At 66.1% G+C, this 18,307-nt stretch carries 4 protein-coding genes; 1 reads left to right on the forward strand and 3 read right to left on the reverse strand.

The genetic code is table 11. The features are described from left to right. Positions 1 to 6: 6 nt before the first annotated feature. The 3 genes from OG361_RS12950 to OG361_RS12960 all read right to left on the reverse strand — a co-directional run bounded on the left by OG361_RS12950 (position 7) and on the right by OG361_RS12960 (position 10,406). On the reverse strand, positions 7 to 1,494 hold the full coding sequence (locus OG361_RS12950; protein ID WP_405853470.1) for a restriction endonuclease subunit S: 1,488 nt from the start codon (positions 1,492 to 1,494) through the stop codon (positions 7 to 9). Further along, entirely contained in the window at positions 1,491 to 5,147 is a 3,657-nt protein-coding gene (locus OG361_RS12955) for a DEAD/DEAH box helicase family protein (protein WP_405853471.1), read from the reverse strand. The genes OG361_RS12950 and OG361_RS12955 overlap by 4 nt, the downstream gene beginning before the upstream one ends. A gap of 1,737 nt (positions 5,148 to 6,884) precedes the next feature. Further along, positions 6,885 to 10,406, reverse strand: coding sequence for a DNRLRE domain-containing protein (locus OG361_RS12960; RefSeq protein ID WP_405853472.1), 3,522 nt, complete (start codon positions 10,404 to 10,406; stop codon positions 6,885 to 6,887). Between the two features lie 602 nt (positions 10,407 to 11,008). Between OG361_RS12960 and OG361_RS12965 the strand changes: the two genes are divergently transcribed. Then, positions 11,009 to 18,298 (forward strand): RHS repeat-associated core domain-containing protein, encoded by a 7,290-nt coding sequence (locus tag OG361_RS12965; RefSeq protein ID WP_405862220.1) that lies wholly within the window; start codon positions 11,009 to 11,011, stop codon positions 18,296 to 18,298. Positions 18,299 to 18,307: the final 9 nt, after the last annotated feature.

Genomic DNA, 18,307 nt, shown 5'->3' on the forward strand with positions numbered 1-18,307 from the left:
CGGTACTCACAGGGAAAGTTCTTCCTGGCCCGAGGAGGCCGGCTTACTGGTGGTCTTGCGGAGAGCGCGCTTACGTGCGGGCTTGACGGTTGCCTGACGCTGGGCGCGGATACGGTCGAGGAGGGCGGAGGCAGGCTCGTCGGTGGGATCCTGGGGGACGAGAACTCCAGTGAAGGCAGCGTTGAGGAGCGCGCCGCGGAGGGCGGATGCCTGTTCATCGCTTTCCGCCAACACTGCCCTGAGGGCCGCTCTCTCCTGCTCAAGATCAGCCAGCTTATCCACGATTCGGCGCTGCGTCCCAAGAGGCGGTACGGGCACAAGGATCCGTTCAACCTTCGCCTTATTCAAGGCTGGCTGGTTCCCCCCGGACGCGGACGTTCGCGTCTCTTCATACCTTGAAACCAAAAACTGATAAATAAATTCTGGGAGAATTTCAGTCTCAGAAACTCGAATTGAGGCGCAGTTCTGATTGTGTGCGGCAGGGATATCGAGAATTGCAGACTGCCCTCGAGTTTTCCCTTCTCCAATCATCGCAAGCATCACCGTCCCAGGAGGGTGAATCCTATTTTCCGGTTTCGAGATCGAATCTATCGAAATAAACTCTCGCGTCTCGCCGATCCTCTTGAATGAGACCTCTCCGCTACTTACCCACGGAATATCTCCGCTCCAAAAATCTGGATTCCCGCGAGACGGAGTCGATCCCACCGAAACGCGAAACAGTGAGCCCAGCCGACTCCAAATCCAACTGTCGGGAGTGTCCCATGCCTCAGAGGAAGATCTAGCCTCGCCTGAAACTAGGTCCTCGGCTTTTCCTTCCGAAAAGTCATCGGCCACGAGACGGCCACTAAAAGCCTCTCGCAGCAAAGCCCGAGAGAATTCATCTGCGAGGCGTTCCACCTCACGAAGCGAGGCCTCCCCAGCCTCGATATGGGCAAGCTGTTCGTCCAGCTTTGCGACAATTCGGCGCTGTTCGGGGAGAGGGGGGACGGGAATCTCCATGCCAACCAGGTAAGACCGTGGAACTCGACGCTGCCCTACTGCACCAGCCATATGCTGCTCGGCGACACGTCGCACGTTTCGCTGAAGGAGATAATGCATCAGATACTCAGGAAGAACACCCCCGGCACTGCGAAGCACGTGAAGCTCGGTGCTTCCCAACGCTCGACCACCAATCAGGCCTTTCGCTTTAGCAATCTTCCCGTTCTCCATGCACGGCGTAATCTTCGCAAAGAGAACATCGTCTTCCTGGAACCTGGTCAGCGACTTCTTCTTGAAGTCGCCGAACCGGACCTGCGTCGACGCGTCCATGCGACCTGATTCCGCTTCAACAAAGGCCATCGGCACCTGGGAGATCAGGTCATCATCGCCAGGTTCCTCGTCAAACGCTCGCGGATTAACGTCGCACAGGTCCCCGATTCGCGCCCGAACCCATCCCTCCGGCAGCCCTTCCCCCGGCGCGCTCGCCACCGATTCCCCCGCGCCCGAGTCCGTCACGCGCCCAGCTCCTTGTCCAATTCGTCAATGATTTCTTCCGCCCGATTCGCGCCGAATTCGGCGAGGAATCCGTCCGTTCCGTTGCGTGTCGTGAACGGGGCGTAGTCAAGGTCGGCGGTGTCGAAGCGTACACGCTCGATGGTCGCGCCGACGATGTGGTCAAGCCACCATCGCTCGCGCGTGCTGAAGCTGACACCGGACTGTTCCTGGCGGGCGAGCCAGGCCGCGTACCGCTCCCGTACAGCCTCTTCGTGGGGGCGAGGAGCCGGAACTCCGCGTTCCGCGCCGCCGGCGAGTTCGTAGCGCAGGAGGGCGAGGAGGTCGGCGGCGGTGCGCTTGGCGTGCTTGCGTACCAGCGCCTCGCCGACGTTCTCGTACGCCTTCCAGAGAGTGTCTGGGGTCCAGAAACGCGGCGGGCGTGCAACGCTGCGGGCAACGTCTTGAAGACGGCGCAGGGCGGCGGCGGGCGGGACGTCAGAGTCGACGCCGAAGGCGATAGTCAGGGCCGCGACCTCGTCGCGGTTGTCGTCGATGTACTGCTTCCAGTCGCGGACGGTGGCCTGTGCGCTCTCCTCGTCGTCGACGGCCGCGCCCGCCCGGACCAGGGCGTCACGGCTGTTCTCGTCGTACAGGATGTCCTTGGCGCGGCGCATCTCCAGGAGCCTCGTACGCAGTGCCGGTGCGGCGGCGAGTGGCTTCAGCGCATGCTCGATGAGGTCGCGGACCGCTCGTTCGGGGTCCCGGCCGACGCGCTCAGCTGCCTCCCGGGCTTCCAGCTGCTCATCGGTCGAGACCGCCTTGACCATGCCGTGGACGATCTCCTTCAGCGGGACACCACCGCTGATCCGCTCGATCTCGGCGCGTTCCTCGCTCGTCATCTGAAGGTCGAGTTTGGCAAGGCGGGAGGCGAGCGTGGAGACCTCTTCCTCCTCGATCGTGTGGGCGGCGGTCTTGCGGAGCAGTTTCTCCAAGCTGATCTGCTTGTCGCTGTGACGCTCCAGCGGGGCCGCGTCGACCTTCGGCTTTCGTGTGACGCCGACTGCGTCGACCATGACGAAGCGGGTCTTGGGGCCCACCCCCGGTGTCACCCGTTCGAAGTCGGTGAGGGAGAGCGTCCGTGCGCCTCGGCCCTTCATCTGCTCGAAGTAGGCCCAGCTCTTGACGTCCCGTAGGAAGATCAGGCATTCGAGGGGCTTTACGTCGGTGCCGGTTGCGATCATGTCAACGGTGACCGCGATACGGAGCTGGGGGAGGTTACGGAAGTCGGCGAGCCGTTCGGCCGGCTTCCTTGCCGCGTGCGTGATCTTGGTACAGAAGTCGTTGCCCTTGCCGAAGACGTCACGGATGACCTCGACGATCTCTTCGGCGTGATTGTCGTTCTTCGCGAAGACCAAGGTCTTGGGAACGTACATGTCGTCCCACAGCAGCGCGCCGGTGTCCGGATCGCGTTTGGCCCGTTCCGGGAAGATCTCCGTGAACAGCCGGTCCCGGAAGGTCTGGATCACCGTTCGCAGCTGGTCCTTGCTGATGATGCCGACGCCGACCTCCTTCGCGCCGTACTCGATGTCCTCAGCGATGTCCTCGTACCGCTGACGACGGGTCCGGCGATCGCGGACTGGGACCGTGCCCTGCGCGATGACCCCGCCCTGGACGGTTATCCGCGTTTCGATCTCGTATACGGAAAAGTCGACGTTGACTCCGTCGGCGACGGCTTCCCGGTAGGTGTACTCGCTGACCAGGTTGCCGTTGAAGTAGCCGAAGGTCTGGGCGACCGGGGTGGCGGTGAGACCGACGATCGGGGCGTCGAAGTACTCCAGGACCGAGCGCCACTTGCCGTAGATGGAACGATGGCACTCGTCGACGATGATCAGGTCGAAGGCTTCGGGGGGGATGGTGGCGTTGTAGCCGACCTCTATGTCGCCGGGCACGTCGTACGGCAGGTCCGCTTCGTCGCCCTCACCTTCAGGGGCCGCGTCGGGAAGGTTGCGGCCGGTGAGCTCCATGTAGAGGCGCTGCACGGTGGAGATGACAACCTTCGAAGAGGCGAGCATCCCTTCCGCACCGAGCCGCTGCACGTTGAAGAGGTCGGCGAACTTGCGGTAGGTATCCGGGGTGGTGAAGTTTTCGAACTCCGCGAAGGCCTGTGCGCCCAGGTTGTTGCGGTCGACGAGGAAGAGCACCCGTTCAGCGCGGGCGTGCTTGAGCATGCGGTAGGAGAACGTGACCGCTGTGAACGTCTTGCCCGCGCCGGTGGCCATCTGAACGAGAGAACGGGACTGTCCCATGCCGTGCTGGCCCCTGCCGAGAGCAACAGAGTTCTCCACCCCCTGAACGGCGGTGATCTGAGCGGGGCGCAAGGGGCGCTCGTCGAGTTCGGGCATCCGAAGCTGCAGCCGAGCCCGGTAGCTGGGAGCCTGCGGGTCCTCGTCGGCTTGGCGCATCCAGCGCGCCAGGGTACGTGGCTGGTGAAAGGAGAAGATCCGGCGCGTACGGGAATCCGGGTCGAGAGTGGACCGGAAGCGAGTCTCGCCGCCATCACTCACGTATCGGAACGGCAGTGGGGTGCGCCAGGCGACCAAGCGCTGCTGCGCGTCGGTGAGATGGTCGGCGTATCCATTGGCCTGAGTTTCCGCTGCTGTGAGGTCAGCGCCTTCTCGCTTGGCCTCAATGACGCCGACGAGCTTTGCCTCTACATAAAGGGCATAGTCGGCTCGGCCCCGTGCCGTGGTCACCTCGCGTACGGCGACTCCGCTGCCGCGCCGGTCACCCTGAACGTGGAGATTGAGGCCGAATGCGGCGTCCTGGACGTACCAGCCGGCCTGCGTCAGCATCTCGTCGAGCTTGGAACGGACCTGTGCCTCGGTCAGGGGCTCTCGGGATGCCTGCTCCGCGTTGTCAAGCAAGCGAGCGCGCTCTGCGACCGCAGCCGAGGCGGCGGCTGTGCTGGTGGCATCGGCACGGTGCCGGTGAGCGCGCTCCTGGCCAGCCGCCGTCTCGATGGCCGCCAGCTGAGCCTGCATAGCGGCGACCTGGCGAGCCAGCTCCTCGCGCTCGGCCTGAGCCTGGGCGAGCTCGCGCTCGGCAGCGGCTCGCGCAGCCTGCTCGACCTGCGCCTGGGATGCCTGATCCCGGTAGCTCAGCCGGGCCTCTTCGAGTGCCTTGCGGGCAGCGGCGATATCGTCCGCTAGCCGGGCGTTCCTGGCGGCCGGCGTTCGGTCCGGGCTCGGCGGTACGAAGGTGAGCTGCTCCCGGGATCCGGTGAGCAGACGGTGGTACCAGACGCCGAGACGGAAGCAGGTCCGCAAGGCACGGAAAGCGTCTTCGGCGCTGTCGTGGCCCTTGTGATTGGCGTCGTTGCCGAGTGTGCGGACCTCGTGGAAGGCGTTACCGACGTCGCCGTGAAGGTAGCCCTCTCGATCCAAGGCCTTGAGACGGTCGAACTGAGTACTTCCCTCGACGCGAACCCGGCCCCGGCTCACCAGCTCCTCCGCAAGGGCTTCGCCGAACTGCCGCGACTTGATCAAGGAGGTATTGGGATCGTCGAAGACGTGGCTCTCAGCAGCGGCCCCGTAGGCCACGAGGAGCGGAAGGTCAGCCAGGAGGAAACCGAAGTTCCTGGACTGCTGAGCGAGGCGTACCAGTCTGGGGTCCACCGTAGAACCACCTGCACTCATGTGACCTATCCGCCTTCCAAGTGGACCGCACCCGGCACTCAAGCCTCGATGCCGTCCACGTCTCTCACCAGTACGTCTGCGTGATCCTCAATCGACCTTAACGGGGGTGACCTCCGTGCCGCTAAGGTTTCCTACGACACCGTGCGAAACCCGCGGCTACCTGCGTCATCGGAGTCACCGGGACTGTAGCGCGAACGGTGTAACTCCCAGGTAGAGAGCGGCAGTTGATGACTGACGTGACGAGTGGCACCGTACTCCTCGGGCTCCAGGAAGACCTCGTCGTCCTCCGTGTGGTCCCCCTTGGGCAGCTTGGTGTGCGCGCAGGGTTCGCGTCACGGAGAGACGGGTCGGCGTCCACGGCGGACTGGAGGACGCTGTAGAGCAGGCCGTGGAGGTTGGCGATCGTCTTCGCCGCGTACTTGCGGCGCTCCGTGCCCGGAGGATGAAGGGGGCCCGGCCGCCCGGCCTGGAGATCCAGGATCCACCGACTGTCGCGATCGCGGATGAGCTTCTCCCCTCGGTCGGAGACTGACAGCTCTCCGAGCCACGGGATCATGTGGTTATCGAAGGCAATCGCATTCTGTGACGGTCCATTCCAGGCAGGCTGCCCACCCCGGCGACGAGACTGACGTTCGAGACGCAGGAGCCCGAGACCGGCTCTACGGACGCGTCGGTCACTACCGCGGGCCCTCGTCCCTGGCTGCAGAAGGCGCGGGACGGGGTGTCGGCGTTCCTGCGGCGAAGGCGTAGCAAAACCCCGCGCGTTCGGGCTGCCGGTTCCCTCCTCCGGGCCGATTTCGCCGCGGGCCGACGGGCCGGACGATTTCGTGGCGAGGCGGGGCCGGCGCAGGTGGCAAGATGCGCCCCGCCTGCGACGCCGCGGGCGGTGCCCGCCAGCCCCTTGGGCCGAGTCCGCGGTCCGGGGCGCGCAACCGCTCCAGTGAGTCTGGGCATTGGCGAGGGCGTCGAGACGATGACGCAGGACTCTCGGGACCGCGCTGAAGCGCGTGCAGAGGAGGGTGGCGAACCCCCGTCATCGCAACGGCCCCCGGCACCCCTGCCGACAAGCGTCCGCCCGCCTGACCGACAGAGCGTCGACAAGGGTGCAGATATTCGGCGCAGTGTGCGGCGTGTCACACGCAGGAGCCGTGGGATCGCCGTGGGAGCATCGACTCGGCTGCACATCTACGCTCCACCCAAAACCCCAGGTCAAGAAGGCGCAGAGCCAGCGAGACAGGCCGGCAACGCCCGTTTCGCTGCACCGATGCGAGGCGATCGCTGCACGCGAAAACACCCCTCCAGGGGCGTTTTCGCAGGTCAGAACGTTTTTCGATGGTGGGGCGGGTGGGACTCGAACCCATTTCAGTGACGCGTCTCACCTGCGACGATGCAAAAGGGCCGGACATTTCTATCCGTTTCCATCCGGCTGCATCCCCCTCGATCCTGCTCGACCGAGGGACCGTGCGGCGTTCGCCGCACCGCTTCTTCTGCGTCCCTCGCACCTGCCGCACCCGCGGAACTCAGGAAGAGCTCTACCCGTCAGCGGCCCGAATCGCTGCGCAGGATCGCTGCGGCTCCCCGCGTCCTGGCCCATGTCCGTCCGCTGCCCGCAGTTACGTTGCGTAGTGACGCACCTTTGGGCGCAGGCGTCCACGGTCCGGCCGCCGGGTATGGGGCAGGGCCCGCCGTTTGTGGCGGGCCCTGCCCTGGTTGTGGTCAGCCGATGGCGCGGTTGCTGCTCCAGCCGACGCCGCTGGCGGCGAAGCGGGTTCCGTGTGCGGTGCGGCCGCCGGGGTAGAAGTAGAGGTATCCGTCGGATGCGACTGCCCAGATGTCGGGGATGCCGTCGCTGTCCTCGCTGCCGCCGTGGGCGTCGGGGGTTCCCATGATCTTGGGCATGGACGCCTTGTTCCAGCCGCCGGTTCCGTAGGTCTCGTCCTTGCCGGTCTTGGAGCCAGCGGCTGTTGCCAGCGAGTCCAGGTCGACGCCGCCGCCCGTGCCGGGCTTGCCGTGTCGCAGGAGCAGGCCGCGCCCGGTTTCCTCACTGCGGAAGAGCAGGTCGGGGACGCCGTCGCCGCCGATGTCGGCGACCGTGACGAGGTCACGGTCGGCCCAGGGGGAGCTGGTCAGCATGCGGGCTTCGGTGAAGGCGGCGCCGGTGTAGCCGACGAAGACCCAGAGCTGGTCACCGACGGTGGCGAACACTTCGGGGCGCCCGTCTCCGGTGACGTCTCCGGTGGCGAGGAGCTGGGTGTAGGTGTAGGTGGTGTTGGTGGGTGCGTTGGGGGGGAGGAGGAGTTCGCGGCGCTTGGTGATGTTGACGGCGCCGTAGCCGTCGCCGGGGTAGACCCACAGCTTTGCGTCGACACCTGCGATGAGGTCTTGGAGGCCGTCGCCGCCGTAGAAGTCGCCGTTGTGGGTGATCAGGGCGCCGGAGAAGTGGTTGGAGACGGGGGCGATGAATGCTTGTTGGGTGTCGCCGCCGTTGGGGTCCTTTGCCGGGTTCTCGCGGTATGCACCTGACATGGAGAAGTCGAGGTCTCCGTTGCCCTTGAGGAGGAGTGGGTCTGTCCTGTCGGCATGTGAGGGGTAGAGGCGGAGGTTGCCGCCCGCGGTGATCGCCAGCAGGTCGGGGTGCTGGTCGCCGGTGAAGTCGCCGGCGCTGTCTGCCTGGTCGCGGGGGGTGACGTAGAAGAAGTACTTCGTGGGTTCGGAGACGTGACCGGTTCCGTCGACGGTCCGCACGTACAGCACGTTGGGCCCGGCGGCGGGGGGCTTGGCGCCCGAGAGGGTGGTGATCGTCGTGGTGGGGGCGCCGGCGGTCCGGGATACGGGGTAGGGGTAGCTGTTGGCGTTGAACCCGTACTCGAATCGGATGACGTCGGTGTCCAGGGCCTGGAACTTGAAGGTTCCGGCGGCGCCGAACTTGATCTTCGACCAGTTGGAGTCCTCGGGCTCGTTCCCGAAGGCATCGTCGCTTCCGTCGGCGTTGGGGAAGTCGGTGGAGGTGACCCGGGGAGCCCTAGGGGCCACCTCGTCCCAGATGAACCGGCAAGGCACCGTCGGCCTGTACGCCGACGTGCTGCCGGCGGCGTCGACGGCCCGCACGGACCACGAGTAGACGGTGTTGTGCACTAGGCCGCTGGTGGAGAAGCCCGACGTGGTGCGTGTGGCGGCGTCAGTGTCGGCGCCGACGGAGACGGTGCCTGTGGACTTGAGCATGTCGCCGGTGGTGGACCATTTGTTGGTCGGCCACATGGTGAAGTCGAGGTAGTCCAGGTTTGCGTCGGGATCTGTGGATCTGGCGGTGAAGGTGATGCTGGAGGAGCCGACCCTGACGTAAGGGGGCGTGGTGGTGCACTTGAAGTCGGGGCCGAGATCGAGGCTGGTGGGAGGGGTCGGGGGCCGGTTGTAGGTCAGCTCCAGTACGGGGGCGTTGTCGCCGTCGGCCTGGAACTTCTTCCACGAGAACTGTGACTTCTCGTCGCGGGCCCGCAGCCCGAAGGTCATCGTGCTCTTGCCCTGGTCAGCGGCCTTCTGCGCGACCCCCCTCACGTCGAAGGTCTCGTACTCGTCGCGGCATCCCGACTTGTAGCCGTGCGCGAAGCTCCGTGACGGCGAGGCCAGGTTGGCGTCGGTCAGGGCGGGTGCGTTCTTCCAGTTGGTACGCCCGCTGATCGGGCTGGTGACGTGGACGGACATGGCGCGCGCGCTGCAGGACCACGAGTACGTCTCCAGCATCCGCAGGGTGGCCTTCTGGATCTTGGCGCCCTTGAGGTTCTTGTCGAACGCGATGTTGAAGTACGACCGGGAGGTGCCCCAGCTGTCGGACTCGAAGCCGACGCGGGCTTCGTGGGTTCCGCTGGGGTTGAAGTCCTTGCCGTTGAAGAAGGTGGCCTTCTGGTGCCGGCTGTAGGCCGTGGTCCAGTCCTGGGTGTGCTTCTTGACCGTGGGGTCGATGAAGACGGGGTAAACGGTGGCCGGGTCGTTGAGGAAGTCCAGGCTGGGGGTGAGCAGCCAGGTGCCGTCCCCGAGGTCGGCTTCGACCACGTCGCCGCGAGACTCGGGGGAGGGGCCGTTGAGCAGCGGCAGGCTCAGCGTGGCGGCGTCGCCGGTCTGCGAGGGCGCGGGTGTCGGCTCGGCCGGTGCGGTCGGGAGGGGCGCGTCGGTGAGGGTGGGGGCGGCTTCGTCCGTGGCGGTGGGCAGGGCCTCGGCTTCGGGGTCGACGTTGTCGTCGGCGAGTGCCTCGGAGCTCGTGCTGGGGCTCGGCTCCGGGGCGGTGCTCGTGGCGGGCGGCGTCTCGGGGGACTCCGAGGCGGTCGGCTGGGAGGACGCGCCGAGTTCACCATCGGTGACGGCCGGGGCGCCACTGCTGTCCCACATGAGCGGAGTCGGCGACAGGGCGACCTCCTGCCCGTCGAGGTCCTCGGCGGCGACGATGCCGGACTCCGGGTCAAGGCGGAAGGTAAGTGTGGGCGATGCAAGCCCGTACGTCAGTTGCGCGACCCGTGGGTCTGCGGCGGCCTGGCGGTTCTTCAGGACGAGGAGCTGGGCGAACCCGTCGTCCTCGGCCGTCAGGACCAGATCAGCACCCGGGAAGATCTCCGGATACAGAGCCCGTGAGCCGTCGATGACCGGCGCGGGCACGGGGCCCGGCCAGGTCAGCTGGATCTCGTGGAGCTCGGGGATCTCGACCGTGCCGCCGACGGTGAGCGTGACCAGCGGACTGCCCGGCTCCGTCTCAGCCTTCAGGCCCTTGACGAGCGAGATCCGGCGCACCTGCCCACGGGACGCCCGCTGCTCGCCACCGGCGCTGCCGCCGGAGAACACCACGCGGGTGTTCGTGGCCGAGGGCGCCCAGCCCTTGCCTGTCCGCTTCAGTGTGGTGTCGATCGCCTTCCACTCCTGGCCGCCCTTGGCCCAGACCGGCGAGGCGTACAGTTTCTTCGTCATCAGCCCGTCCGGACGCGCCCACGTCGTCGAGCGGGCGGTCCGAAGCTCCGTGGCCTCGACCGGCTTGCCGGTCCTGCGGGCCAACGAGGCCGCTGCGGCCTGGCTCACCGGCTGCGTCTTCGGCTTGCGGTCTTCGCTCCTGCCGTCTGCCGGCAGGGTCGTCGCCTCGCCGGCAGGGCCAGCCGCCTGGAAACCCGCGTAGGTGATGCCGCCCGCGGCGAGCGCGGCCGCGACCACCATGGCGCTCACGCGCCGGGCCGCGGGCCGCTGCCATGTCTGTCTCATCGGGTGAGGACCCCTTTTCCCAGCGTTCCGGGCTCTCACGGCACCGGCTGAAACCACGAAGCCGGCCATGACGTCATGAGCGAGGGAGTCCGATTCGGAGCACCATTCCGCGCAGGCATGGCTGGGCGAGCCGATGATGACCCATCAACCCTGGTACGTCACCCTGCACCGGAAGCCGGCCGGACCTTCCATGTGCCGCCCGCGGACGCTAACCGCGAGGGTGTGAAAGCCACGTTCGGCAGGTTCGACCCCTGCCTCTACGGGATGGATCGTAGGAAACCAGGATGAAAGATCATCACGATCAGTTACTTCGTAACTGAATGCACAGATCACGTTCTTCTGGCGTATTTCCTGTGCTGACCTGGGTGAATGTCAGATGAAGCCCAGCAGTGGACCGTCTATCCACACACAGTCGATTAAGTCCCGTGACAATAGTCACGCGGTATGCACCATCTCTGGAATTCCTTCACCAAGTGCACGCAGAATCTGCGGGATCTGAAGTGCAATCACCTGCGGTGCGTCTCCGGCTGCCGCTCCAAGTGGTCCGGAGGTACCTCACCTTGTTCGCTCGCCATCGCCACGCCCGCCGTCGGGCCCACCGCATGGTCATACCCGCCCTGGGGGCCGCACTGCTGGTGGGGCTGTTGCCCGCCCAGTCCCTGGCCCTGCCACCAGACCCGGCGAACGTCGAGACTGGACGCGAGACCATCGCCGCCGAGCCCCTCGAACTCGAAGCCATCGAGCTCGACAAGCCCATCGATGGCGAGACGTTCGAGAAGACTCTCGAGGCGCTCAAGGTCAAGGTCCCCGCTGACCTGCAGCAGGCACCCGCTGGCACCACGACGACCCCGGCCGCCGACACCGAGCCGTTCACTTTCGGTTCCGCCGTCAGCCCGGCCTCGATGACTACCACCACGTCGGCGACGGCGGCCGAGACGGGCGGTCTCACCCAGATCCCGACTCTCCCCATCCTTGCTGGGCAGGCAGCTGGTCAGCCCGCGCCCACCGGCACCTGGCAGTTCAGCGTTGTCGATCGCGCCGCCGAGATCAGCAAGGGCGTCGAAGAAGCCTTCAAGGTCGGTGCCCTCGTCACCGTCCAAGCCCCCGCCACCGGCTCCGTACCCCTTTCCGTCGGCCTGCAGTACGAGGCTTTCGTAAACCTCCACGGAGCCGACTGGGCCTCCCGGCTGCGTCTGGTCCAGTTCCCCGAGTGCTACCTCACCACGCCACTTGCGGAGGCGTGCCAGGAGTACGAGGAACTCGAGACCGTCAACGACCCCGTCAGCCAAACCGTGACGGCCACGGTCGACACCGCAGCCGACGGCACCGTCACCCCCGCCTTCGCAGCCTCCACCAGCCCGTCCGGCCCGGCGATCATGCAGGCCTCTTACACCACCGCCACCCCCACCGCCACGGGCGGAGACAAGGCCGTCATCGGCGCCGTCGACTCTGGCTCCGGACCCGGCGGATCCTTCAAGGCCACCCCGCTGGCCTCCAGCGGCAAGTGGACCGCCGGCGGCTCCTCCGGTGCGTTCACCTGGTCCTACCCGATGGCCATGCCACCCACTCCGGCCGGCCCCGCGCCGAACGTCACGCTCTCCTACAACTCCCAGGCCGTCGACGGCAAGACTGCCGTTTCCTCCCCCCAGGCATCCTGGATCGGCGAAGGCTGGGACTACAGCCCCGGCTTCATCGAACGCCGCTACCGCAGCTGCAAGGACGACACTCAGGAGCTCACCGAAACCCCCAACAACACCGCCAAGGCCGACAAGACCAGCGACCTGTGCTGGGTGTCCTACAACGCGGTCATGTCCCTGGGCGGCAGCACCACCGAGCTCGTCCGCGACGCCCCCGCCACTAGCAATCCCGAAAGCGACGTCGAGACCTACCGCCCCCAGCGCGACGACGGCACCCGCGTCCAGCGCCACACCGGCGGCACCAACGGCGACGACAACGGCGAGTACTGGACCGTCACCACCACCGACGGCACCAAGTACCACTTCGGCCTCAACAAGGTGGGCGGCGGCCACGCCGACACCAACTCCGTCTCCACAGCCCCCGTCTTCGGCAACCACCCCGGCGAGCCCTGCCACGACACCGCCTTCGCCAACTCCCGATGCGGCACGGATCCAGACACTAATAAGCCCAGGCAGCAGGCCTGGCGCTGGGGCCTGGACAAGGTCGAGGACGTCCACGGCAACGTCATGATCGTCAACTGGAAGCAGGAGACGAACTACTACGCCGTTCGCGGCAAGCGCGCCACCCCCGAGTCCTACGAACGCGCCGCCTACCCCACCACCATCGAATACGGCCTCCGCGCAGCCGACCTGACCAAGCCGTCCGCCACCGTCGCCTTCGGCATCGACCAGCGCTGCCTGAAGTCCACGACCGCCTGCGCCGCGACCAACTTCAAGCCCAACGACCCCACCGCCTACCGCCCCTGGTGGGACACCCCCGGCTCCCTCAACTGCGCGGAGAAGTCCAAACTCTGCCCCGGCTTCCCGTCCTTCTGGACCCAGATCCGTCTCAAGACCGTCACCACCAATGCTGTTCGCGTCGCAGGCCAGACCGGCCTGAGCAAGGTCGACACGTTCACCCTCAACCACTCCTTCCCCGAGGACTGGTACGACACCGCCCCCGGCCTCTGGCTCAACTCCCTCACCCGTACCGGCTACGGCCCTGGCGACACCACCGGCACCCCCCAGTCCAAGGACGGCGTCAGCTTCGCCCACTACGTCGTCAAAACCACGTCCCCCCTGCGCACCCGTCTCAAGGCCGACAAGCAGCTTCCCAACCTCGTCCCCACCGGGCCCAACGACAAGCGCCCCGGCTTCACCCGGCCCCGCATCGGCACCATCGCCACCGAAGCCGGAGCCGATATCCAGGTCGAGTACACCGGCGGCTGCGACAGTCAGCCCGCCACCGACAACGGCAAGGCCAACGGCACCTGCTACCCCGTCCGCTGGTCCCCCGACGGCGAGGAGAAGACCCCCGCCAAGGCGTGGTTCAACAAGTACGTCGTCGACTCGGTCGCCGAGACCGACAAGGTGGCCAACATCTTCGGCGCCTCCATCAAGACCAAGTACGGCTACACGGGCCCGGCCTGGGCTCAGAGCGACGACGAGTTCCTCCGCCCCGCCCTGCGCACCTACAGCGACTGGCGCGGCTACCGCCAGGTCACCGTCACCAAGGGCAACAAGTCGTCACCTCCCAAGGACCCCCCGAAGCCCGGTGACCCGCCGCACGCACCCCCGTCGCAGTCGCTCTCTGCGACCCGCTATTTCCAGGGAATCGGCGGCGAGGTCAAGGACTCCATCGACGGCACCGTCCTCGTCGCCGACGACGCCCCTCAGTACGCGGGCATGACCGCCGAAACCCTCACTTTCCTGAACTCCGACCAGGCCGGCACCTACCTCGACAACAAGCCCGAGACCATACCGGCCTTCAAGAACCGAACACGAAGCTTCCCCGACGCCGCGGTCGAGACCGCCTCACGCCCCCGGCATGCCGAGAACGGCACCGCCCTCGCTGCCCTGCGCGCCTACCGCACGAGCGTCAAGAAGACGGACACCATCCAGGCCGTCGGCAGCGGCTGGCGCGGCGTCCGCACCACCACCCTCGACCGGGACGCGACACACGGTATGCCCACCGCAGTCGAGACCGCCGTCGTCACGCACAACGGCACCAGCGAAACCCTCTCCGAACCCACCTGCGCTAAGACGGCCTACATCCACAACACCGACGCGTGGCTGATCGGACTCCCCAGCAGTATCCGCACCACCGCCACCACCTGCGCCGACCACGCCAACGCCGATCCCGCCACCGAACTCAAGGGCTCGATCAAAACCCGCTACGACCACCTCGCCCACGGCGCCACCCCCACCAAGGGCCTGGTCACGGACGTCGATGAGACCGACGGCATGGGCACCACCCACTCCATCACCACGACCACCACCTACGACCCACTCGGCCGCATCCGCACCGTCACCAAGCCCGACGGCGGCAAGATCGAAACCCAGTACACCCCCGGCGACGCCGGAGGCCCGGTCACCTCCGTCAAGACGATCAACGCCAAGGGCCACGCCACCACCACGACCTTTGACCCCGGCCGCGCGCTGCCGCTGACGGTCACCGACCCCAACGGCCGTATCACCCGCACCGAGTACGACGACCTCGGCCGCCTCACCAAGGGCTGGTCCCCCTCACGCTCCGCCGGTACCCAGACTCCCAACGTCGAGATCTCCTACCAGACCGCGACCGTCGGCTCCGACGGCAAGACCAACCCTGCGGCTGCCACCGTCAAGGCCCTCAAGGACGACGGCACCCAAGCCCGCCAGGTCACGCTCTACGACGGCCTCATGCGCCAGGTCCAGACACAGTCCGAGGCCCACGGCCCCGGACGCATCGTCACCGACACCTACTACAACGACCACGGCCTGGTCTCCGAGCAGACCAGCGGCTACCTCGCCAAGGGCGAACCCGCGACCGACCTGTTCCAGGTCAATTCCCCGACACATGTCAAGAGCCGTGTCAAGACCGTCTACGACGGCATGGAACGCCCGGTCAGACAGATCCCGTACCACGGGCAGAACCGCCAGGCCTGGACCACCACCACCTACGGTGACACCAGCATCGCTGTCGACCCCGCCGGCTCCACCGTCCCCACGACCACCACGGCCACCGACGCCCTGGGCCGCGTCACCAACATCAGGCACCACACCGGCACCGGCAAGTACCGCACCACCACGTACGGCTACGACAAGCGCGGCAACCGCGACAAGATCACCGACCCCGCCGGCAACGCCTGGACCTACATCTACGACGCCCGCGGTCGCGTCACCTCGGCCACCGACCCGGACACGGGCACCACAGAGACCGAGTACGACCAGGCCGACCGCCCCAACATCGTCTCCGATGCCCTCGGCCAGTACACCTACACCGACTACGACGTCCTCGGCCGTGCCACCGCGGTACGCGAGGGCTCGAAACTGACCACACCGGTCAAGGAGTACACCTACGACCCGGCCGGCGCACTCGGGCTTCCGTCCGAGTCCAAACGGCGCACCGCCACCGGCGACTACATCACCAAAGTCACCGGCTACGACACCGAGTACCGGCCCACCGGCCGCCAGGTGGTCATCCCCGCCAACACCATGACCACCGGCCTGTCCGGCACGTACGCCTACAGCTACACCTACACGCTCACTGGCAAGCCGCTCTCCGTCACGCTGCCCGCCAAGGGCGGCCTGGCGGCGGAGAAGGTCATCACTCGCTACAACGAAGACGGCCTGCCCGAGTCCACCTCCGGCACCGCCTGGTACACCTCGGATGCCACGTACTCGCCCTACGGCGAAGTCCTGCGCTCTGTCTCCAGCGCTCAGCCCTACCGCATCTGGACGACCAACTTCATCGACGAGCACACCGGCCGCCTCCAGCACACGGTGACCGACCGAGAGACCGCCGGCCCCCACCGCATCTCGGACACCGGCTACGCCTACGACACCTCCGGCATGATCACCGCGAGCGCCCGACAGGACGCGGTGACATCCACCCTCACGACCTGGGACAACCAGTGCTTCACCTATGACGTCATGGGTGAACTGGTCAACGTCTGGACCTCGAACATCAAGGCCGACGGCAAGGGAACCGGCTGCAAGTCGGACTCAGGAGCCACCTGGGGCCACCGCACCGACGGAACCTCCTCCAGCGGCCCGGTCGCCGACGCCCCCCACCAGGCAGGAGTGGCACCCGCCGGTCTCGCCAACACGGCACCCTTCACCGGCACTGTCGCCTCTGGCACCGCCGTCACCGGCTCGGCCGCCTACCGGCAGTCCTTCATCTACGACTGGGTCGGCAACCGTGCCAGCATGACCGAACACGACCCGGCCGGCGACACCAGCAAGAACGTCACTTACACCTACAACCACAGCACCGCCCAGCCCCACACCCTCACCTCCGTCGACTCCACGCTCGCCGGCAAGGGCAGCACTTACACCTACAACCCCACCGGCACCACCAAAACCCGCGACCTGCCCGGCGGCGCCACCCCGGACCAGTCCCTGCAGTGGACATCCGAGCAGAAGCTCGAGTCGAACACGGCCAACGGCGTCAAGACCACCTATGTCTACGACGCCGACGGCAACCGCATTCTCGAAGACTCCCCCACCGGCAGCACCCTGTACCTCGGCGAAACCGAACTCACCACCGACTCCGTCGGGCTCATCACTCGCGCTTCCCGCGCCTACGGCCAGGCCGGCGCACCCACCGTCGTCCGCACCACCACTAACCAATCCACCACCGGCCACAAACTCAACGTCCTCCTCACCGACCACCTGGGAACCGCCCACACCACCGTCGAAGCCGGTGGCACCCAGCCCGTCACCCGCCGCGCGGTCAAGCCCTACGGAGAATTCCGCGGCGCCAAGCCAGCCAACTGGCCCAACAAGCGCGGCTACCTCGGCGTCGGAATCGACGACACCACCACCGGCCTCACCCACATCGGCGCCCGCGAATACGACCAGAACACCGGCCGTTTCCTCTCCGCCGACCCCATCATCGACACCACCGACCCGCTCCAGATGAACGGGTACACCTACGCCAACGGCAACCCGGTCTCGAAGAGTGACCCCACAGGACTTCGCCCCGATGGCCTGTGTGGTGGCAACACCAGTACCTGCCGGGCTGATGGCGATGAGGTGGCGACCAATTATCACGAGACCTGGCAGCCCACAGGATCCGGGTGGAAGTTCACTGCCTATCAAGAATGGAACGGAAAGCGCCTCTTCAAACAGGAAGCTGGCGTGAACTGGGGAACCGTCGTAGACCTGACACCCCGCAAGATCGTGTACAACAGGAACACGATTGCTGGCGCCGGTCGATCATTCGCATCCACCATCGATCTCGTCCTCCCAGAACAGTGGTCGCTCGCACGCGGCTACGACGACCTCATGGGAACCATCGGGGTAGACACCAAAAACCCTGGATACGAAGACGGCGAAGGCCTCGTCGACATGCTCTCCATCGCCTTCGGCGGGGTCGGTGCAATCAAGGGGGCAGCCAAGGGAGCGGCCAAGGGGGCTACGAAGGATGCGGCCAGCTCTCTTGGGAGGTGCCACTCCTTCATACCCGGAACCCAAGTTCTCATGGGTGACGGGAGTCGCAAGAAGATCGAAGATGTCAAAATCGGCGACACGATTCTGACCACAGATACAAGGACCGGGGAAAACCGACGCAAGAAGGTCATCGAGACCATACGCACGGAGAGCGACAAAGAATTCACCGAGCTCACCGTCGCCACCAGAGATGGCGAGAGCGTAATCGTCGCCACCAACACCCACCCCTTCTGGGTTCCAGAACTTGAGAGCTGGGTTGACGCCGGAGACCTCGAGGCCGGCCAGTTCCTGCGGACCAGTTCAGGAACCCCCATCCGGATCGCCGCAGTCAACCGGTACGTCAAGCAGCAGCGCACACACGACCTCACCATCGATGACATCCACGCGTACTATGTGCTGGCGGGGCAGACTCCGGTCCTTGTCCACAATTCCGGCGGATGTCCTACGGTGGGTCTTCTCAGCCCATCGCACCAGGCCATCGGTGACCCCAACGCCAGGGGCGGCATCTACGCATTGATGTCGGAGAACGGAACGGTGATGCGAACGGGTATGGCCACGGATCTGCAGTCCCGTCTCGCCACGCACCGACGAGACTATCCCGGTCTGACGGGCGTGGTTCTCTACAGGACGGATAATCGGTCTGCGAGGCGAGGCCTGGAGGAGATGGCCGAGAATTGGTACACGCCAATCTTGGCCAATCAAAGGGCGATCCGTCTCGGCAATCCGCGACGCCAGCAATACTTGCAAGCCGCACGTGATTTTCTGGATGAATGGAGGTGAGTGGACAGC

The organism is Streptomyces sp. NBC_00090, from assembly GCF_045160815.1.
Taxonomy (GTDB): domain Bacteria; phylum Actinomycetota; class Actinomycetes; order Streptomycetales; family Streptomycetaceae; genus Streptomyces.